The organism is Terrabacter sp. 2TAF16 (assembly GCF_052115065.1).
Classification (GTDB): Bacteria; Actinomycetota; Actinomycetes; order Actinomycetales; family Dermatophilaceae; genus Terrabacter.
In genome coordinates this window covers 99,092-118,641 of the sequence record NZ_JBFRFZ010000011.1, presented here as the reverse complement: position 1 = coordinate 118,641, position 19,550 = coordinate 99,092, and the positions used below count along the sequence as shown (strand labels likewise).

The 19,550-nt window shown below is 71.7% G+C and carries 18 protein-coding genes; 11 read left to right on the top strand and 7 right to left on the bottom strand.

Going from position 1 to position 19,550, the window contains the following annotated elements; all coding sequences use genetic code 11:
- Positions 1-4: 4 nt before the first annotated feature.
- Positions 5-400 carry a cold-shock protein gene (locus AB4Z14_RS17110; RefSeq protein WP_442276247.1) on the bottom strand — a complete coding sequence of 132 codons (396 nt, stop codon included), beginning with the start codon at positions 398-400 and terminating at the stop codon, positions 5-7.
- A gap of 156 nt (positions 401-556) precedes the next feature.
- Here AB4Z14_RS17110 and AB4Z14_RS17105 point away from each other — a divergent pair, with 156 nt between their 5' ends.
- A complete protein-coding gene (locus AB4Z14_RS17105; protein WP_442276246.1) occupies positions 557-1,033 on the top strand; it encodes an SRPBCC family protein in 477 nt (158 codons plus the stop codon).
- 30 nt (positions 1,034-1,063) lie between these two features.
- Here the strand turns inward: AB4Z14_RS17105 and AB4Z14_RS17100 are convergent, their stop codons facing one another.
- Complete coding sequence (locus tag AB4Z14_RS17100; protein WP_442276245.1) at positions 1,064-2,005, bottom strand: aldose 1-epimerase family protein; 942 nt, start codon at positions 2,003-2,005, stop codon at positions 1,064-1,066.
- A 70-nt stretch (positions 2,006-2,075) separates the two neighbouring features.
- On the opposite strand from AB4Z14_RS17100, the gene AB4Z14_RS17095 reads away from it, so the two are divergent.
- Together AB4Z14_RS17095 and AB4Z14_RS17090 are read left to right on the top strand one after the other, a co-directional pair.
- Positions 2,076-4,496, top strand: a complete 2,421-nt coding sequence (locus tag AB4Z14_RS17095) for a helicase-associated domain-containing protein (protein WP_442276244.1) — start codon at positions 2,076-2,078, stop codon at positions 4,494-4,496.
- A 6-nt stretch (positions 4,497-4,502) separates the two neighbouring features.
- A complete protein-coding gene (locus AB4Z14_RS17090; protein WP_442276243.1) occupies positions 4,503-4,877 on the top strand; it encodes a DNA polymerase ligase N-terminal domain-containing protein in 375 nt (124 codons plus the stop codon).
- 12 nt (positions 4,878-4,889) lie between these two features.
- Here the strand turns inward: AB4Z14_RS17090 and AB4Z14_RS17085 are convergent, their stop codons facing one another.
- Positions 4,890-5,822: a hydroxymethylglutaryl-CoA lyase gene (locus AB4Z14_RS17085; protein ID WP_442276242.1), complete on the bottom strand. Its 933-nt coding sequence runs from the start codon at positions 5,820-5,822 to the stop codon at positions 4,890-4,892.
- A gap of 103 nt (positions 5,823-5,925) precedes the next feature.
- Between AB4Z14_RS17085 and AB4Z14_RS17080 the strand changes: the two genes are divergently transcribed.
- From AB4Z14_RS17080 to AB4Z14_RS17050, 7 genes are all read left to right on the top strand, one after another.
- Positions 5,926-7,578: a DNA repair helicase XPB gene (locus AB4Z14_RS17080; RefSeq protein ID WP_442276241.1), complete on the top strand. Its 1,653-nt coding sequence runs from the start codon at positions 5,926-5,928 to the stop codon at positions 7,576-7,578.
- A 69-nt stretch (positions 7,579-7,647) separates the two neighbouring features.
- Positions 7,648-7,824, top strand: a complete 177-nt coding sequence (locus tag AB4Z14_RS17075) for a hypothetical protein (protein WP_442276240.1) — start codon at positions 7,648-7,650, stop codon at positions 7,822-7,824.
- A gap of 98 nt (positions 7,825-7,922) precedes the next feature.
- A complete protein-coding gene (locus AB4Z14_RS17070) occupies positions 7,923-8,645 on the top strand; it encodes a response regulator transcription factor (protein ID WP_442276239.1) in 723 nt (240 codons plus the stop codon).
- A gap of 4 nt (positions 8,646-8,649) precedes the next feature.
- Positions 8,650-10,182, top strand: coding sequence for an ATP-binding protein (locus AB4Z14_RS17065; protein WP_442276238.1), 1,533 nt, complete (start codon positions 8,650-8,652; stop codon positions 10,180-10,182).
- 68 nt (positions 10,183-10,250) lie between these two features.
- A complete protein-coding gene (locus AB4Z14_RS17060) occupies positions 10,251-11,537 on the top strand; it encodes a S1C family serine protease (protein ID WP_442276237.1) in 1,287 nt (428 codons plus the stop codon).
- A 220-nt stretch (positions 11,538-11,757) separates the two neighbouring features.
- Positions 11,758-13,278, top strand: coding sequence for an SDR family NAD(P)-dependent oxidoreductase (locus tag AB4Z14_RS17055; RefSeq protein ID WP_442276236.1), 1,521 nt, complete (start codon positions 11,758-11,760; stop codon positions 13,276-13,278).
- A gap of 174 nt (positions 13,279-13,452) precedes the next feature.
- Complete coding sequence (locus tag AB4Z14_RS17050; RefSeq protein WP_442276235.1) at positions 13,453-13,851, top strand: VOC family protein; 399 nt, start codon at positions 13,453-13,455, stop codon at positions 13,849-13,851.
- A 78-nt stretch (positions 13,852-13,929) separates the two neighbouring features.
- Here AB4Z14_RS17050 and AB4Z14_RS17045 read toward each other — a convergent pair whose 3' ends face one another.
- From AB4Z14_RS17045 to htpX, 4 genes are all read right to left on the bottom strand, one after another.
- Positions 13,930-14,445: a GNAT family N-acetyltransferase gene (locus AB4Z14_RS17045; RefSeq protein ID WP_442276234.1), complete on the bottom strand. Its 516-nt coding sequence runs from the start codon at positions 14,443-14,445 to the stop codon at positions 13,930-13,932.
- Positions 14,442-15,266 (bottom strand): hypothetical protein, encoded by an 825-nt coding sequence (locus tag AB4Z14_RS17040; protein ID WP_442276233.1) that lies wholly within the window; start codon positions 15,264-15,266, stop codon positions 14,442-14,444. The genes AB4Z14_RS17045 and AB4Z14_RS17040 overlap by 4 nt, the downstream gene beginning before the upstream one ends.
- A 5-nt stretch (positions 15,267-15,271) precedes the next feature.
- Positions 15,272-17,770, bottom strand: a complete 2,499-nt coding sequence (gene pepN, locus AB4Z14_RS17035) for an aminopeptidase N (RefSeq protein WP_442276232.1) — start codon at positions 17,768-17,770, stop codon at positions 15,272-15,274.
- A gap of 73 nt (positions 17,771-17,843) precedes the next feature.
- Positions 17,844-18,719 (bottom strand): zinc metalloprotease HtpX, encoded by an 876-nt coding sequence (gene htpX / locus AB4Z14_RS17030; RefSeq protein WP_442276231.1) that lies wholly within the window; start codon positions 18,717-18,719, stop codon positions 17,844-17,846.
- A gap of 194 nt (positions 18,720-18,913) precedes the next feature.
- Between htpX and AB4Z14_RS17025 the strand changes: the two genes are divergently transcribed.
- Complete coding sequence (locus AB4Z14_RS17025) at positions 18,914-19,531, top strand: hypothetical protein (protein WP_442276230.1); 618 nt, start codon at positions 18,914-18,916, stop codon at positions 19,529-19,531.
- Positions 19,532-19,550 lie beyond the last annotated feature (19 nt).

Sequence of the window (19,550 nt, the reverse complement as noted above, 5' to 3'; positions counted from 1 at the left end):
CAGCTCACTTCTCCAGCTCGTCCGCGAGGCCACGCAGGGCGCGAGCGACGTTGGAGGCGAGCTTGCGGTCGGGACGGCGTCCGGAGCGGTAGCCGTTGCCGACGCCGTCGAGGAGCTGCACGACGTCCTCGATGATGACGGTGAGCTCCTCCGGCGTCCTGCGGGTCTGTGCGGTCTTGTTGGCGGCGACGGACTGGACCGGGTCGAGCACCGTGACCGACAGCGCCTGGGCACCCTTGCGGCCCTCGACGATGCCGAACTCGACACGCACGCCCTTCTTCAGGGTCGTGACGCCCGCGGGGAGCGCGTTCGCGTGCAGGAAGACGTCCGCGCCCGAGTCCTCGGAGATGAATCCGAAGCCCTTGTCCGCGTCGTAGAACCTGACCTTGCCAGTCGGCACAGTCCACCTCGTTCAGATCTCGGTCGGCCGTGTCACGGCACGACTCGATGGCGCTCCTTGCGCTCCGCTCCAGCCTAACGGCTCGGGGCAAGCCGGATTCCGCGCCGCGCAGGTGCCGAGGCACCGACCGGCCGGCCGGCCGACCTACGCTGGGGCATGCCCACGCCCCTGCACCTCGAGTCGTCCCGCGCCCTGCCCGTCGAGGTCGCCGACGCCTACGACCGCCTGCTCCCCCACCCGCTGACCGACCTCATGTCGCGGCGCTACGGGCTGCTGCCGCCGATCCGCGAGGTGCGCGACCAGACCGGTCCGTGGGGCGAGGTCGGGCAGACCCGGACCATCGCCCTGGCCGACGGCGGGACGATGCGCGAGCGCCTGACCGAGGTCGTGCGACCCGAGCGCTTCGACTACGTGCTCACCGACTTCACCGGGGCGTTCAAGCCGCTCGTCTCACACGTCGACGGCCGCTGGGCCTTCGCGCCAGAGGGCACGGGCGTGCGGGTGACGTGGAGCTGGACCATGCACCCGACGAGCACGTATGCCGCCCGCGTCCTGCCGCTCGTCGGCCGGATGTGGCTCGGCTACGCACGCCAGGCCCTCGAGCAGACGTCGGACGTGCTGCTCGGCCGCTGAGGTGTCACGTGGACGGTCGGGCTGACCGGGTCAGGTCTGGGAGATGCCCCACGTGCCGGTCCACTCCTCGCCCGGGGCGAGCACGACGAGTCCGTGCCCGGAGTTGAAGGCGTCGGCCGGGCAGCTCATCGGCTCGACGGCGATGCCGACCTCGCCCTTGCGGTCCTCGGCGATAGCGGTGAAGACCTGCAGCCACGGGAAGGCGGCATCGGCCCAGAGCGTCGTCGTGCGGTCGGCGGCCGACACCGTGGCGCGCCACATGCCGTCGGGGTCGCGCAGGACGTCGGTGTAGGCGGTGTCGAGGCGCGCCTCGCCGACGGGGCGGCGATCGCGGAAGTCGTACGGCTCGCCGTCGACCGGACGGTTCGCGGCGGGGAGCAGCCGTTCGTCGACCTCGACCCACGTCGACCCCGGGATGCGCAGCTCGACGTCGGGCAGCAGGGTCTCGCCGATGGCGAGGTAGGGGTGGGCGCCGTAGCCGAAGGGCGCCTCCGACGGACCGACGTTGCGGGCGGCCGTCGTCACGACGAGGCCCGAGTCGTCGAGCAGGTAGGTGGTGCGCAGGTCGAGGAAGTGGTCCCACCCCGGCTGCGGGTGCAGGCGGTAGCCGACGGTGACGCGGTCGTCCTCGAGCTCGACGAGCTCCCACAGGGCCCAGCGCACGAGTCCGTGGCTCGCGTTGCCGCGGGCGACCTCGGTGACCGACAGCTGGTGCTCGGTGCCAGCGAACGTGAAGCGCCCGTCGCGGATCCGGTTGGGCCAGGGCATGAGCTGTTGCCCACGGCCGGACGCGCAGGTCTCGTCGGCGGCGTAACCCGCGACGACGTCGACGCCGTCACGGGTGAACGTGCGCAGGCCGCCCCCGACCTCGACGACGGTCGCCTCGAACGGGCCGTGCCCGATGGTCCACTGCTGCCCGGTCGGGTGCGCCGGGGCGGGCTCGGCGGGTGTCGCCGGTGAGAGCGCGCTCATGGGGGCAACGCTAGCGGGCGCGTCCCCGGCGCGAGTCGGAGGCACGGCGTGCGGGCAGTAGGTTGGGAGGATGGCCACCTCGAGCCGGAGCCTCGCCGACGACATCCGCGGTCGCAGCGACGCAGAGCTCATCGACCTCGTGCTCGCGCGCCCGGATCTCGCGCGCCCCGCGCCGGCCGACCTGACGAGCCTCGCCGCCCGTGCCGGCACCCGCGCCAGCGTGCAACGGGCCGTCGAGGCGCTCGATCGGGGCCACCTCCAGGTGCTCGAGGCCGTCGTCGTCGCGGGCGACGCCGCCGAACGGAGCACACTGCTTCACCTGCTCGGCACCGACGACGCCACGACCGTCGACGCGATCGTGCAGGACCTCTGGCGCGCGGCGCTGCTCTGGCGGGGCGCCGACGGCGACCACGTCGTGCGCACCGTGCCCGAGGTCCTCGGCACGGCGGTCGCCGGGCTCGGCGCGCCCATGCGTGAGCTGCGGCCCTCGTCGCTCCCCGAGCACGCCGACCCCGACCACATCCGGGCCGCCATTGCCGAGGCGCCCGACGACTCGCGGGCGATGCTCGAGCGGATGACGTGGGGGCCGGCATTCGGCGTGCTGCCCACGGCCACGCCCGGACGCACGACGGCCCGGTGGCTGCTCGAGCACCACCTGCTCGTCCCCGTCTCGACCGACCGCGTCGCGCTCCCCCGCGAGGTCGGGCTCGTGCTGCGGCAAGGCCGCCTGCACCGGTCGGCCGAGCTGACGCCGCCCGACATCGAGGCCCGACCCGTCTCGCTCGTCGACGCAGCTGCCGGCGGTGCCGCGAGCGAGTGCCTGACCCACCTCGACGAGCTGGCCGCGACGTGGGGCGCTGAGCCACCCCGGGTGCTGCGCGCCGGCGGCCTGTCGGTGCGGGACCTCCGCGTCACCCAGATGGCGCTCGACCTCGACCCCGAGCACACCGCCTTCGTCGTCGAGCTGGCGTATGCCGCCGGCCTCGTCGCCGACGACGGCGAGGTCGTGCCGGTGTGGGCGCCCACATCGGAGATCGACGAGTGGAGCTCGAGCGAGGCCGGGCACCGGTGGGCGACGCTGGCCGTGGCCTGGCTCGGGTCGACCCGAGCACCACACCTCGTCGGTCGGCGCAGCACGGGCACCGGTCCCGCCAACGCCCTCGGCCCCGACGTGCAGTGGCCGGCGATCCGTGCGATCCGCCGCGAGGTGCTGCGTGAGCTGGCGTCCCTCGAGCCGGGCCACGCTGCCGACCACACCTCGCTGCGCGAGCGCCTGGCGTGGCGCCGGCCGAACCGGTCCGCCGCCGTGCTCGACGAGGCCGTCGAGGCGGTGCTGCGCGAGAGCGAGTGGCTCGGCGTGACCGGTCGCGGCGCCCTGTCCGAGGCCGGCCGTGCGCTCGTCGCCCCGCTCCTCCCCCCGCCCGCACCCCCGCTTCGAGGTGATGGCGCGAGCAAGGCGGGTGTCGCGAACACCTCGAACGGCAGGCGCCCCGCCCGCGGTCGAGGTGATCGCGCGAGCGGCAGCGCTGCCGACATCACCTCGAACGGGCAGACGTCGGCCGAGCCGGGAGCCGTGGCCGAGACCGTCGCCGCGGCGATGTCGGCGCACCTGCCCTCACCCGTCGACCACATCCTCGTCCAGGCCGACCTCACCGCCGTCGCCCCCGGACCGCTCGTCGGCGGCCTCGGGTCGTTCATGCGCCTCGCCGCCGACGTCGAGTCCCGCGGCGGCGCCACCGTCTACCGCTTCACCCCCGAGTCGGTGCGCCGCGCGCTCGACGCCGGGTGGACCGCGGCCGACTTCACCGAGACGGTGCGCCGGTCGAGCCGCACCCCGGTGCCGCAGCCGCTCGAGTACCTCGTCGCCGACGTCGCGCGCAAGCACGGCCAGACCCGGATCGGCGGGGCGGCGGCCTACATCCGGTCCGACGACGAGGCCGTGCTGGACACGATGCTCGCGTCGCGCGACCTCACGCCTCTCCGGCTGCGGCGGCTTGCGCCGACGGTCCTCGTCTCGTCGGCGGACCCGCGCGTCCTCGTCGACCTCTTGCGCGACAACGGTTTCGCCCCCGTCCACGAGGGGCAGGACGGCGCCGTCGTCCACGCCGAGACACCTCGCCGACGGGCGGGTTCACGCCGCCGCGGTCCCGGCCCGATGGTCTCCCCGGTCGACCGGCCCTACACCCAGTCGCTCGTCGACGGGCTGCGCGCGGCCGAGGCGACCGCCGACCAGCGCCGCGTCGAGGACGAGACCCGACCCGGACCGCGCATCCAGGCGATGGACCCCGTCGTGACCCTCTCGCTGCTGCGTGACGCCGTCGCTGACCGGCACGGCGTCTGGATCGGCTACTCCGACGGTCACGGAGCCACGAGCCGCCACCTCATCCACCCGCAGAAGGTCGAGGGCGGCCGCGTCCGAGCCACCGACGAGTCCGGCCATGAGAAGTCGTTCTCGGTCCACCGCATCACCGGCGCGACGCTCGAGAGCTGAGCAGCCTTGGCAGGCAACGACGTCCGCGGGGGTCACCGGCCGGCATACGTGCTCCACGACCACCGGAAGCCGCGGCCGCACTTCGACCTGCGGCTCGAGGAGGACGGCGTCCTGCGCTCGTGGGCGGTGCCCAAGGGCCTGCCGACGACGAGCCGGCACGACCGCCTGGCCGTCGCGGTCGACGACCACGACCTCGACCACCTGACCTACACCGACGAGCACAAGTCGGTCGCCGACACCGGCTGGTGGGAGGAGGAGTCGCGCGACGACCACCGGATCGTCTTCGTGCTCCACGGGCAGACCGGGTCACGCCGCTACGCCCTGATCCGGACCGAGCGCGACTGGCTGCTCCACCTCACCAAGGACCAGCCCTCCGGCTGACGCGTGGGTGGGTCAGGCGCCGGCGAGGGCGCGCACGACGTTGCTCGGCGACGGGCGGCCGAGCTGCTGCGCCATCCACACCGACGTCTCGACGAGCGCATCGAGGTCGACCCCGGTCGCGACGCCCGCGCCGTGCAGGGCCCAGACGAGGTCCTCGGTGGCGAGGTTGCCGGTCGCGGACTTCGCGTAGGGGCAGCCGCCCAGCCCGCCCGCGGCCGCGTCGACGACCGAGACGCCGTCGCGCAGGGCGGCCACCGTGTTGGCGAGCGCCTGACCGTAGGTGTCGTGGAAGTGCACGGCCACACGGTCGGTGCCGATGCCGTGGGCGGCGAGGGCCTCGAGGAGCCGGTGGACGTGGCCCGTCGTGCCGACGCCGATGGTGTCGCCGAGGCTCAGCTCGTGGCAGCCGAGGTCCATGAGCCGCTCGGCCGTGTCGACGACCTGCTCGATCGGCACCGGACCCTCCCACGGGTCGCCGAAGCACATCGAGACGTAGGCGCGCACCCACATCCCGTCGGCGAGGGCACGCTTCACGACCGGCTCGAACATGGCGTACTGCTCGCTCACCGACCGGTTGAGGTTCTTCTGCGCGAAGGTCTCGGTGGCCGAGCCGAAGATCGCGATCGCACCGAGCCCGAGCTCCTCGGCGCGGTCGAGGCCTCGCTCGTTGGGCACGAGGGCCGGACGGCGACGCCCGAGCCCGTCGGCGCCGAGGCCGGCGAGCACCTCCTCGGCGTCACCCATCTGCGGCACCCACCTCGCCGGGACGAACGAGGTCGTCTCGATGGTGCCGAGCCCGGCGGCCTCGAGACGGCGGATGAACTCGACCTTCGTCTCGGCCGGGACGATGGTCTTCTCGTTCTGCAGGCCGTCGCGCGGACCGACCTCGTAGATCGTCACCTTCGTGGGCAGCCCCGTCGCCGCCTCGACCTGTGGGGATCGCATGCGCCCATACTGTCACCAGCACGCCCCGCGCCCGGGCCGAGGTATCGGCTCACGGGGGCCCCGACGGAATACCTCGACCCACGCTCGGAGTTGTCCCCACACGATGAATGACGGACCCCTGATCGTCCAGAGCGACAAGACCCTCCTCCTCGAGGTCGACCACCCGAACGCCGAGGCCGCACGCCGCGCCATCGCCCCGTTCGCCGAGCTCGAGCGTGCCCCGGAGCACGTGCACACCTACCGCATCACGCCGCTCGGCCTGTGGAACGCCCGCGCGGCCGGCCACGACGCCGAGCAGGTCGTCGACGCCCTCATCACCCACAGCCGGTATGCCGTCCCCAACGCGCTGCTCGTCGACGTGGCCGACACGATGGATCGCTACGGCCGCCTCACCCTCACCAAGGAGGGTCTCGCCGACAGCCCCGAGGGCACCCGGCTCGTGCTGCGCACGACCGACCGGCCCGTCCTCGAGGAGGTGCTGCGGCACAAGAAGATCAAGCCGCTGACCGGCGAGCGCCTCGACGACCTCGCCGTCGTCGTGCACCCGAGCGAGCGCGGCACCCTCAAGCAGGAGCTGCTCAAGGTCGGCTGGCCCGCCGAGGACCTCGCCGGCTACGTCGACGGTGAGGCCCATCCCATCGACCTCGACCAGGCCGACTGGCACCTGCGCCCCTACCAGCAACACGCCGTCGACGGCTTCTGGCACGGTGGCTCCGGCGTCGTCGTCCTCCCCTGCGGCGCCGGCAAGACGCTCGTCGGCGCGGGCGCCATGGCCGCGGCCAAGGCGACGACCCTCATCCTCGTCACCAACACGGTCAGCGCGCGGCAGTGGAAGGACGAGCTCATCAAACGCACGACCCTGACCGAGGAGGAGATCGGCGAGTACTCCGGTGCGCGCAAGGAGATCCGCCCGGTCACGATCGCGACCTACCAGGTGCTGACGACGAAGCGGAAGGGTGCCTACGCGCACCTCGACCTGCTCGACGCCCGCGACTGGGGCCTCATCGTCTACGACGAGGTGCACCTGCTGCCGGCCCCGATCTTCCGGATGACCGCCGACCTCCAGGCGCGCCGCCGCCTCGGCCTCACCGCGACCCTCGTGCGCGAGGACGGCCGCGAGGCCGACGTGTTCAGCCTCATCGGCCCGAAGCGCTTCGACGCGCCGTGGAAGGACATCGAGGCCCAGGGCTACATCGCTCCCGCCGACTGCGTGGAGGTGCGCGTCACGCTGCCCGAGGGCCAACGCCTCGCGTATGCCGTGAGCGAGCCCGAGGACCGCTACCGCCTCGCGTCGTGCTCCGACGCCAAGCTCCCGGTCGTCGAGACGCTGGCCAAGCAGCACGCCGGCGAGCCGACGCTCGTCATCGGGCAGTACCTCGACCAGCTCCACGAGGTGGCCGAGCGGCTCGGCGCCGAGGTCATCACCGGAGAGACGACGGTCAAGGAGCGCCAGCGCCTCTACGACGCCTTCCGCACCGGCGAGATCACGACCCTCGTCGTCAGCAAGGTCGCCAACTTCTCCATCGACCTGCCCGAGGCGAGCGTCGCGATCCAGATCAGCGGCACCTTCGGCTCGCGCCAGGAGGAGGCCCAGCGCCTCGGACGCGTCCTGCGCCCCAAGGGTGACGGCCGCACCGCGCACTTCTACACGATCGTCAGCCGCGACACCGTCGACGCCGACTTCGCCGCGCACCGACAGCGCTTCCTGGCCGAGCAGGGGTACGCGTACCGCATCGTCGACGCCGACGACCTCTGAGCGCGGCCGACCGTCCCAGCCGGCGACTCACTGAGGTCAGACGCGCCATGCCTACTTACCATCGACGGCGTGGGCAAGCTCAAGGCCAAGGACGTGGCGAAGCTCAAGCCGAAGTCCACGTGCTGCAAGGACAGCCCGCGGTGCACGAGGTGCCCCGTGGTGATCAAGCGACTGGGCGCGCAGGACTGCGCCTCGATGTGCGGCAAGGACTTCAAGAAGGCTCTGGCCAAGGCTCGCAAGCGCTGACTCGCGGTCGGCCGGTCCCGTTCCGGGCGCTGAGCGGGCGCCGCGACCGGTTCCGTCGTTCCCAGCGAACTCCCAGCGAACACCCTGACACTGGGACCGTGGACACCCAGACAGCTGCGGCACCCGAGGCTCGCCTGCTCGTCGTCGAGGACGAGCCGAACATCCGCGAGCTCCTCGCGACCTCACTCCGCTTCGCCGGCTTCGAGGTCGAGACGGCCGGTGACGGCACGACCGCCCTCGCCATGGCCGCCGAGTCCGAGCCCGACCTCGTCGTGCTCGACGTCATGCTCCCCGACGTTGACGGCTTCGAGGTGACCCGTCGCCTGCGCGACCGCGGCCGACAGCAGCCGATCGTCTTCGTCACCGCTCGCGACGCGACTGGCGACAAGATCCAGGGCCTCACCGTGGGCGGGGACGACTACGTCACCAAGCCGTTCAGCCTCGAAGAGGTCATCGCCCGCATCCGGGCGGTCCTGCGCCGCACCCGCGGGCAGGCCGACGACGGCGCCACGCTCCGCTTCCACGACCTCGAGCTCAACGAGGACAGCCACGAGGTGCGCCGCGGTGGCCGCATCATCGACCTGTCCCCCACCGAGTTCAAGCTGCTGCGCTACCTGCTGCTCAACCCCAACCGGGTGCTCTCCAAGCTGCAGATCCTCGACCACGTCTGGGACTACGACTTCCGCGGCGAGTCCGGCATCGTCGAGTCCTACATCTCCTACCTCCGGCGCAAGATCGATGCCGACGGCCCCTCTCTCATCCACACCAAGCGCGGTGTGGGTTACGTTCTCCGGGTGCCCCCAGAACTGACCGTTTCCTGACCGGATGGCCGACCTGACCGCCCCGGCGGCCGACGCGACCGTCCCCAGCGCCGCGCTGCGCGAACGCTCGCTGACCCGGCGCCTGCGGGCCATGCCGCTGCGTTGGCGCCTGCTCGGGGTGACTCTGGGCCTCGTCGCGGCAGCCCTCACGGTGACCGCACTCGTCATCAGTGCCCTGCTGCGCGTCTACCTGCTCAACCAGGCCGAGCAGGAGCTGCACGTCTATGCCGCGAGCGTTGCCTCCTTCGAGGCGGCCGAGCTCAGCGAGACCCAGCCTCGGCTGCCGTCCGGGTTCACGCTTCGCACGATCGACCTCGACACCGGCAAGTCCCGCTCCCTCGGCGAGGCTGTCACCGAACCCGACCAGGCCGACATCCCGGCACTGCGCGCCAACGACCCGCGCGTCACCGATGCGGCGACCTTCCAGGTCGGCTCGGTCGGGGGCGACGGGCAGTGGATCGCGCTCGCGCAGGTCGACCAGGCCGGCACCGACATCTACGTCTTCGCCCTGCCCTTGCGTCCCCTCGACAGCACGGTCAACCGGTTCCTCTTCTTCGCGACCGGCATCGGCGCGTTCGCCCTCCTGCTGACGGCGCTGGTCGGTTGGTACCTCATCCGACGCACCTTCCGGCCGCTGACGCGCATCGAGGACACCGCCGCCCAGATCGCCGTGGGCGACCTGACCCAGCGCGTCGACGTGCCCGACACCGACGACGAGGTCGCGTCGCTCTCCCGGTCCCTCAACGCGATGCTCGCCCGGATCGAGCAGAGCTTCGCGGTGCGCGAGGCCAACGAGGAGAAGATGCGCCGCTTCATCGCCGACGCCTCCCACGAGCTGCGCACGCCGCTCGCAGCCGTCGGCGGCTACGCCGAGCTCTACCGACAGGGTGCCCTGCCCACGACCGACGCCGTGACCGGCGCCATGGGGCGCATCGAGTCCGAGGCGCACCGGATGAGCGGGCTCGTCGAGGACCTGCTCACCCTCGCGCGCCTCGACGGCGAGCGCCCCCTCGAGCTGCAGACCGTCGACCTCGCCGTCCTCGCGGCCGACGCGGCCCAGGACGCGCGCACCATCGCGCCGGGCCGGCACATCGTCGCGACCGGCATCAACGGACCGATCGAGCCGACGGAGCTGCGGGCCGACGAGCACCAGCTGCGGCAGGTCGTGACCAACCTCGTGACCAACGCGCGTGTGCACACGCCCGACGGCACCCCCATCGAGATCCTCGTCGGACGGGTCGACGCCCAGCACGTCGCCCTCCACGTGCGCGACCACGGACCCGGCATACCCGTCGACGCCCGCGCCGACGTCTTTGAGCGTTTCTACCGCGCCGACCGCAGCCGCAGCCGTGGCCAGGGCGGTGGCAACGGGCTCGGGCTGGCCATCGTCCACGCGATCATCGAGGCCCACGGCGGCACGGTCCGGGTCGACGAGACCCCGGGTGGCGGGGCCACCGTCGTCGTCGCACTGCCGGTCGCCCCCACCCAACGTGAGCCACGTCACCACCGGGCCACCCAAGGCACAGCGGATTCCTAGGAACACCACAACGTCATCCAAAGCTGGGTCGATGTCATGGAGACAACAGACCAGAGCGAGGAGGAGCCATGACCCTGGCACCTGAGGACCACACCCAGCAGATCCCGCAGGGCAGCTACTACAGCCAGTCCGCACCACCCGCGCCGCCGGCCCCGCCGATGCCGCCCCTGGGTGAGGGCAGCCGTCCGGCGCCCAAGCGCGAGAGCCGCGTCGGCCAGACCATCGGCGTCGCGCTGCTCGCGGCCGTCCTCGCGAGCGGTGGCACGTATGCCGCCACACAGCTCGGCGACCAGGGCACCGCCGCGGCGACGACGTCCACCACGTCGACGACGAACCAGAACCAGGGCTCCTCGCCGACGGTCGTGCAGGGCAACGCCACCGCTCCCGACTGGACCGCGGTCTCCGCCGCCGTGACGCCGAGCGTCGTCAGCATCAACGTCACGACCCAGCAGGGGTCGGGGGCCGGCTCCGGCGTCGTCTTCGACAAGAGCGGCCACATCCTCACCAACAACCACGTCGTCGGCGACGCGACCGGCAACGGCGCCATCACCGTGACGCTGAACGACGGGCGCACCTACGGCGCGACCATCGTCGGCACGGACCCCTCGACCGACCTCGCCGTCATCACGCTGACCAACGGACCGAGCGACCTGACCCCGATCACCCTCGGGGACTCCGAGGCCCTCAAGGTCGGCGACCCGGCGATGGCAGTCGGCAACCCGCTCGGCCTGTCGGGCACCGTCACCACGGGCATCGTGTCGGCGCTCAACCGTCCGGTCAGCACCGGGACGGCGAGCGAGTCGCCCCTCGGTCAGCAGCAGACGTCCGGCGACGAGGTCGTGACGAACGCCATCCAGACGTCGGCCGCGATCAACCCGGGCAACTCCGGTGGCGCGCTCGTCAACGCCAAGGGCGAGCTCATCGGCATCAACAGCTCGATCGCGTCGCTGGGCCAGAGCTCGAGCGGCAGCCAGAGCGGCAACATCGGCATCGGCTTCGCCATCCCCGTCAAGGAGGCCAAGTCGATCGCCGACCAGCTCATCAAGAGCGGCAAGGCCCAGCACGCGTTCCTCGGGGTCAGCACCCGCGACACGGTGGTCTCCGACGGCAGCGCCAAGCGTGCCGGCGCCCAGGTCGTAGCCGTCAACGGCGGGACGCCCGCCGCGAACGCCGGCATCAAGAACGGCGACGTCATCATCGCCGTCGACGGTCAGCGCATCGACTCCGCGACGGCCCTCGTCGCCCAGATCCGCGAGATGACGGCCGGCGACAAGACCACGCTCACGGTCATCCGGGGCGGCGCCCGCCAGGACGTCCCCGTGACGCTCGCGGTCAAGCCGGCCAGCTCGAACTGACCCCTCCACTTCGCGCCGGGTCACGGACAGGGTGACGACACGCTGGACGTGACCCGGGCGAGGCCACCCTCCCCGGTCTCGTATGCCGTCGGGCTCGCGCCCGTCCCCACCACCCTCCCGGTGGCTCGGACGGTCGCCGGCCCGGCGGCATACTCTGTCTCCGGGCCGGGCCGGGACCGTGGATTGGGGGCGGAGCGAGCTCCCCGCGTACCCTTGCGCGGTGAGTGAGACCGAGAACGAGCTGGACCCCGCTGCCGTCGTGCACCTCGACCCCGAGGACGTCGCGACCGCGGTGCGTGTGCTGGCCCTGGCGCCCTCGCTCGAGATCGACGACCCGGACTTCGAGACCCTGAAGCGGGCCGCTTCGCTGATGTACAAGCGGCTCAAGAAGGACCGGCGCAACGCGAAGACGTGGGCCGAGCGCAAGGCCGACCGGCAGGTCATCGAGTCGACGGCCACCGGATCGCCGATGCGGATCGACGACGAGACCAAGGGAATCCCCTTGGTCTCCAACGCAACCGGCGCCTTCGCCGGTGAGCTCGTCAACCCGCGCGGGTGCTACATCTGCAAGACCGACTACACGCTCGTCGACGCGTTCTACCACTGGCTCTGCCCGGACTGCGCGGCTCGCTCGCACGCGAAGCGTGACCAGCGCACCGACCTCACGGGCAAGCGTGCCCTGCTCACCGGGGGCCGCGCGAAGATCGGGATGTACATCGCGCTTCGCCTGCTGCGCGACGGCGCCCACACGACGATCACGACGCGTTTTCCCAAGGACGCGATGCGCCGCTTCTCCGCCATGGAGGACTCGGCCGACTGGATCCACCGGCTCAAGATCGTCGGCATCGACCTGCGCGACCCCACCCAGGTCGTGGCCCTGACCGACGAGGTCAGCGCGGCCGGCCCGCTCGACATCCTCATCAACAACGCCGCCCAGACCGTGCGCCGCTCCCCCGGCGCCTACAGCAACCTCGTCGAGCTCGAGTCGGCTCCGCTGCCCGACGGCGTGGCCCTGCCCGAGATGGTGACCTTCGACCGGATCAGCGAAGCGCACCCGGCCTCGATCGCCGGGGCACTCGGCACCCACGCGATCGCCCACCACGACGGCGAGTCGGTCGAGCACGCGATCGCGGCCCAGACGGCCGCGTCGATGACAGCTCTGGCCCTGACCGCCGGGCACGCGAGCCTCGAGGCGCACCGGGCCGGCACCGCCGTCGACGCCGGCGGTCTGCTGCCCGACCTCCAGCGCACCAACTCGTGGACGCAGAAGGTCGAGGAGGTCGACCCGCTCGAGCTGCTCGAGGTGCAGCTGTGCAACTCGACGGCGCCCTTCATCCTCGTCTCGCGTCTGCGGCCGGCGATGCGGGCCGCGGTCGCGGGTGGCGCGCGCAGGGCGTACGTCGTCAACGTGTCCGCCATGGAGGGCCAGTTCTCCCGCCGCTACAAGGGGCCGGGCCACCCGCACACGAACATGGCCAAGGCTGCGCTCAACATGATGACCCGCACGAGCGCGGGCGAGATGTTCGAGACCGACCGCATCCTCATGACGGCCGTCGACACCGGCTGGATCACCGACGAGCGCCCGCACGACGAGAAGCTGCGCATCGCCGCCGAGGGCTGGCACGCCCCGCTCGACCTCGTCGACGGCGCCGCCCGCGTCTTCGACCCGATCGTGCGCGGCGAGGCCGGCGAGGACCTCTACGGCTGCTTCGTCAAGGACTACGAGCCCAGCCCCTGGTGACGTCGCTCGCCGCCACCGGCCGATCGCGGTGGCTTGCCGGCACCTGGGGCGGGGAGTCAGTCCACCGCGGAGTGACAAGGGAGGCCCGTCACGGGCGGATGCACGAACGCGACCCTCGGCCCACCGCGGACACGGGTATGCCGTCGCGTGCCTCATCGGCGTAGCGTCCCGTCCATGATCACTGCCGTGCACAACCTCGTGTACTCCGACGACGCAGCGGCGACGCGCGCCTTCTTCCGCGACGTCCTCCAGTGGCCCTCCGTGACCGACGACGGCTCGGACGGCGCCGACGACACGAACGCCTGGCTCATCTTCGGGACCGGCCCGAGCGAGCTCGGGGTGCATCCGACGCGCGGGCCTGAGGGGTCGACGTGGTCGGCGCCGCGGCACCACGCGATCTCGCTCATGTGCGACGACCTGCGCTCGACGATGGACGAGCTCACCGCGCGCGGAGCGGTGTTCACGACCGAGCCCACGGACCACGGCTACGGCCTCGTCGTCATGATGGCCATCCCCGGAGCCGACGAGATCCAGCTCTACGAACCACACCACACGACGGCCTACGACCGCTGACCGGCCGGCCCTGGCATCGGGGCACCTGTTCGTGGAGATCCCTCGGCCTGGTGCTGGAAGATCTCCGCGAACCAGCGGTCAGCGGAGAGGCTTGGCGTACCAGACCTCGGCGTAGTCGCCGTCGTTGAACGCCGGCACCTCGACGTAGCCCTGCCGGCGATAGAGCGCGCGGGCCTCGACGAGGTCGAGACGGGTGTCCAGCCGGACCGTCGTCGCACCGAGGGCGCGAGCGGCCTCCTCCACCGCGGCCAGCAGCGCCCCCGCGAGGCCGGTCCCGCGCGCCTCCGGCCGGACGAACATCCGCTTCAGCTCCGCGACGTCGGACCGGTCCGGGACGAGGCGCACACCCACGCAGCCGACGAGCCGCTCCCCCGACCGCGCGACGACGAAGTCACCCATCGGCGGTGCGAGGTCGTCGCTCGGCATCTCGGCGAGGCTCTGCTCGATCTCCTCGGGCGTCGAGTCGCGGTCCTCGTGCAGCCGGAACCACCGGTCGCTGACGTCGACGAGGTAGTCGCGCAGCAAGGCCGCCGACTCGGCCGACGTGACGTCGGCCCGCTCGACGACCCACCCGCCCCGGGACACCCGGCTCACCGCTCGGCGGGCTCCGTGACCGCGACGCCGTCGGCGATGACCTCCGTCATGAACGCGATGAGGTCACGGCGACGACGACCGGGGTCGGTGGCATACGTCGACGGGTCGTCGGGACGCTCCCGCACCCGGAGGCCCTCCTCGACGATCTCGCGGTGGTGCGGGTACGCCTCACGTGCCCACCGACCCGCCCCCGACTTCGACGTGGGCTGTCCGGTGACGAGCAGGTGGACGAGCCGCGGCGCCCCCAGGGCACCCCACTCGGCGGCCTGGGGCAAGGACGCCTCCCGCGGGTGGTGCTCCATCGCCTCGAGCTGCGAGCGCCAGAAGGTGTCGAGGTTCTCGCGGGTGGAGTCGTGCAGCGCGGTGTCGTCACTCGCGATCGCAATGTCACGGATGTGCTTGCCGCGCAGCGTGATCCCGTGGTCACGCAGCTCGCGCCACGTGATCTCCTTGAGGTCGCAGTGGATGCCGACGTCGAACCACTGGTGCAGGACGCCGGGTCCTTCGGGCACGTCGCCCGGAGCGCCGGCCAGGTCGCTCTCGAGAACGTAGAAGCCGTCGTAGTCGGGCTCGGGCCAGCGCCGGGCCAGCTCGCCGTGGACCTCCCGGAGCACCTCGACGTCCGCCTCGGTGGGGCGGCGAGTGGTGACCGCGACGAAGTCGATGTCGCTGCCGCCGTGGAACTCGCCGTCGAACCCGATCGAGCCGTGGAGGTGGAGACCGTCGAGCAGCCCCGGCAGGCGCTCGTCGAGGAGCGCGAGATGAGAGCCGCACACGTCGCGGACGACGTCCGGGAGCTCGTCGCGGGTCGGGACGCCCACCGCGGTCAGACGGGCGCGCCGAACGTCGCCCGCGACGCGAGGGCCTCACGCAGCTCGGCGTCGGCGTCGACGAGAGAGCGGTGGACCGCGGGGGTGAGGTCGTCACGCGCGATGGCCGCGGCGCTGAGCCGTGCCGTCTCGTCGTCGAAGACCCGCGGGAAGGCGACGAGGACGACGCGCGACAGGGCGTCCTCCCCGACCCAGGCCGACATCGCCGGGACGTCGGTGAAGTAGCGCGGCACGTAGTCGGCGACGAGGGCCGCGTCGGGCGCGACCCAGAAGCCGCGCGCGAGGTGGACCATCTCGTAGTTGGAGCGGCCCTCGCGGCCGGTCAGCTGCTCCCACGCCCAGGCCTTGGCCTGCGCGTCGGGCAGGCTCGCCCGGCACATCAGCGCGTTGAGCCCGCCCTGCAGGGTGTCGTCCTTGGCGCGGAACGCCTCCACCTCCGAGACCCCGATGAGCCCGCGCGCCGCGAGGTTGCGCACGACGATCCAGCGGAAGTCACCGTCGTCCTCGAGTCCGGCCGGCAGACCCTGACCGTCGGCCCACGCGCGCAGCAGGGCCTCGTCGTCGCTCGTGCCGGCGACGAGGCGGGCCGCGGCGAGCGACTCGGTCGTGCCGGCCGTGGCCCGCTCGAGCAGCCCCACCGCAGCCCGGTTGAGACGGGCCATGGCCGCCTCCTGCGACTCGCGCGGCACGAAGTACGGCACGATCCGGTGCTCGGCGTAGGCCGCGACCCGGGTCAGGATCGAGGAGTTCGTCTCGAGCGGCCACGCGGCGTCGAAGACGTCGAGGAAGGCCTCGGGCGAGACCGTCGCGCCGTGCACGCCATCGATGAGCGCGGACCACACGACGGCGCGGGCCTGCTCGTCGGGGATCTGGCCGAGCTGGGACGGCAGCGCGGCCACGGTGGCGTCGGACAGGCGTACGCGAGCCCACGTCAGGTCGGACGCGTTGGGCACGACGACGGCGGGCTCCGGGGTCCCCTCGAGCTCGGCGAGGGTGGTCTCGGGTCCGGTGAGGGTGGCCATGACACGACCGAGCTCGCGTCCGTCGGTCCACCCCGCGACGTCGAAGGCGTGCGGGCGGTCGGCCGGCCGGTCCGCCGGCGCCTCGCGGCGCACGACGGCCGACTCGACGACGCCTGCCTGCTCCTCGACGTCGACCGAGATCGTGTCGCGGTCGGCGGTCAGCAGCCAGGCCCGCGACCAGGCCTCGAGGTCCTTGCCGCTCGCGGTCTCGATCGCGGCGAGGAAGTCGGCGAGCGTGCCGTTGCCGTAGGACTTGTCGTTCAGGTAGGCGCGGACGCCGGCGATGAACTGGTCGTCACCGACGTACGCGATGAGCTGGCGCAGCGTGGCCGCGCCCTTGGCGTACGAGATGCCGTCGAAGTTCTGCAGCGCGCTCTGCGCGTCGAGCGCCTCGACGCCGGCGACGGGGTGGGTCGACGGCGAGCGCTCGGCGCCGTAGCCCCACACCTTGCGCACGATCGAGGAGTCGACCCAGGCGTCGGTGTACTCGGTGGCGTCGACGAGGCACCGGTGCGACATGTACTCGGCGAACGACTCGTTGAGCCAGAGGTCGTCCCACCACTTCATCGTCACGATGTCGCCGAACCACATGTGCGACATCTCGTGGCTGACGGTGTTGGCCCGGGTCAGCAGCTCGTCGCGCGTCGCTGCACCGCGGTAGAGGTACTGGTCGCGGAAGGTCACGCAGCCGGGGTTCTCCATCGCGCCGGCGTTGAACTCCGGCACGAAGACCTGGTGGTACTCGCCGAACGGGTAGCGGATGCCGAAGAGCCCGTGGAAGTAGTCGAACGACCGCTTCGTCACGTCGAAGAGCTCGGCCGCGTGCCGCTCGAGTGGCTCGCGCAGCGAGGCCCGCGCGTGGAGGCCCAGGGGTATGCCGTCGTGCTCGTCGTGGACGGAGACGTACGGTCCCGCGCACACGGTCATGAAGTACGTCGCGAGCGGCTTCGTCGTGGCGAGGCTCCACGTGCCGGCGCCCACCTCGGAGGCAGCGCCGTTGCCGATGACCGTCCAGTCGAGGGGCGCGTGGACCGTGACGTCGTAGGGCGCCTTGAGGTCAGGCTGGTCGAAGCACGCGTAGACGCTCGGAGCGGCGTCGAGGAAGAGGTGGCCGTAGACGTAGTCGAGGTCGTCGGCGGGGTCGGTGGCCCGGTGCAGCCCCTGCCCGTCGTGGCTGTAGGCCATCGTCGCGGCCACGACGAGCTCGTTGTCGGCGGCCAGTCCCGCGAGTGGGAGGCGGCCGTCCACGACGTCGGCCGGGTCGAGCGACTCGCCGTTGAGTGAGATCGTCTCGACCGAGCGGGCCTTGAGGTCGATCCACGAGTCCGCGCCGAGCTCGGCGCACATGAACCGGACGCTGGTGCGCGAGCCGAAGACCTCCGACCCCTGGTCGAGGTCGAGCTCGACGGCATACGACGTGACGGTGATCAGCGAGGATCGCTCGCGGGCTTCGGCCAGGGTGAGACTGCGCATAGGGGCGAGCCTGCCAGATCGACGGGCCCGCCGTCGCCGGGGTGGCCCCCTCGTCGTGGTCGACCCCGCCCGGTCAGCGGTGGAGCGGACCGCCGGCCATGCTCTCGAGACGCGCGATGCGCTGGTCCATCGGCGGGTGCGTCGAGAGGAAGCGGGTGACGTCCTGCGCCCGGAAGGGGCTCGCGATCATCATGTGGCTCGCGTTGACGATGTCCTGGGAGGGTGCGAGCGGTGCGCGGGCGACGCCGGACTCGAGCTTGCGCAGGGCCGAGGCGAGAGCGAGCGGGTCACCGGTCAGCTTCGAGCCGTCCTCGTCGGCGTCGTACTCACGGGTGCGGCTGATCGCCATCTGGATCATCATCGCGGCCATCGGCGCGAGCAGGCTCATCGCCAGCAGCGCGAGCGGGTTGGGACGGTCCTCGTCGGAGCCACCGCCGCCGAAGATGCTCGAGAACATCAGCATCTGGCCGATCGAGGTGATGACGCCAGCGACCGCGGCGGCGACCGAGCTGGTGAGGATGTCGCGGTTGTAGACATGCATGAGCTCGTGACCGAGCACGCCGCGCAGCTCGCGCTCGTCGAGCAGGCCGAGGATGCCCTCGGTGCAGCAGACCGCGGCGTTCGACGGGTTGCGGCCCGTCGCGAAGGCGTTCGGCGCCTGGGTGGGGCTGATGTAGAGGCGCGGCATCGGCTTGCCGGCTGCCGTCGAGAGCTCGCGCACGATGCGGTACATCGCCGGCGCCTGCGCCTCGGAGACCGGGTAGGCGTGCATGGCCCGGATCGCGAGCTTGTCGCTGTTCCAGTAGCCGTAGAACGTCATCGCGACGCCGATCAGCGCGAAGAACCAGATGAAGCGCCCGCCACCGACGAGCGCGCCGATCCCGAGCAGCAGGGCCCAGATGCCGCCGAAGAGCGCAGCCGTCTTGAGCCCGTTGAAGTGGTTGTGCATGTCGGGTGAACGAGCGGCCTGGAGCGCGTGTTCCCACTGGGAATCTCCTGAGAGGTGACTGGGATCCACCTCGACGACCTCTGTGACCCAGATCTCGGTCAGACATCGTTGAACCGGCAACTCATCTACTACACGCGGTAGTAGTTTGGCGGTGTTGGGGAAACCGACATCCCATCCGATGAAAGAAGCACATGATGCGCAAGACACTCGACCGGCTGATCTCGTGGACGGGCCTCATCATGGCCGTCGTGCTGGCGGTGGCCGGCGCGCTCCTGATCTACGCGAGCAGCTTCGTCGCCAACAACGTCAAGGAGCAGCTGAGCCAGCAGAACATCACGATGCCGGCCGCCGCCGCGCTCGAGACCCAGGACCAGAAGGACGCCCTGCTGCAGTACGCCGGACAGAAGATGGAGAACGGAGCCCAGGCCAAGGCCTTCGCCGACCACTACATCCTCGTGCACATGAACACCCAGGCGAACAACAAGACGTACTCCGAGGTGTCTGCCGAGTACATGAAGGCCGTCAAGGACCCCAACGCGGACCCGGCCCAGGTCACGGCCCTCGGCGACCTGCGCCAGAGCCTCTTCATGGGCAACACGCTCCGGGGCCTGCTGCTCAACGCCTACGCCTTCGGCACCATGGGCACGATCGCCCTCTGGGCCGGCATCGCCTCCTTCGTCGGAGCGGCCCTGCTGCTCGTGCTCTCGCTGCTCGGCCTGCGCCACGCCAAGACCGTCGAGGACGAGGCGACCGGCCTCGCGAAGCCGACCGAGCCCACGGGTGACGCCCGGGCGGTGCCCCAGACCGCCTGACCGCTCCACCGCTGACGAC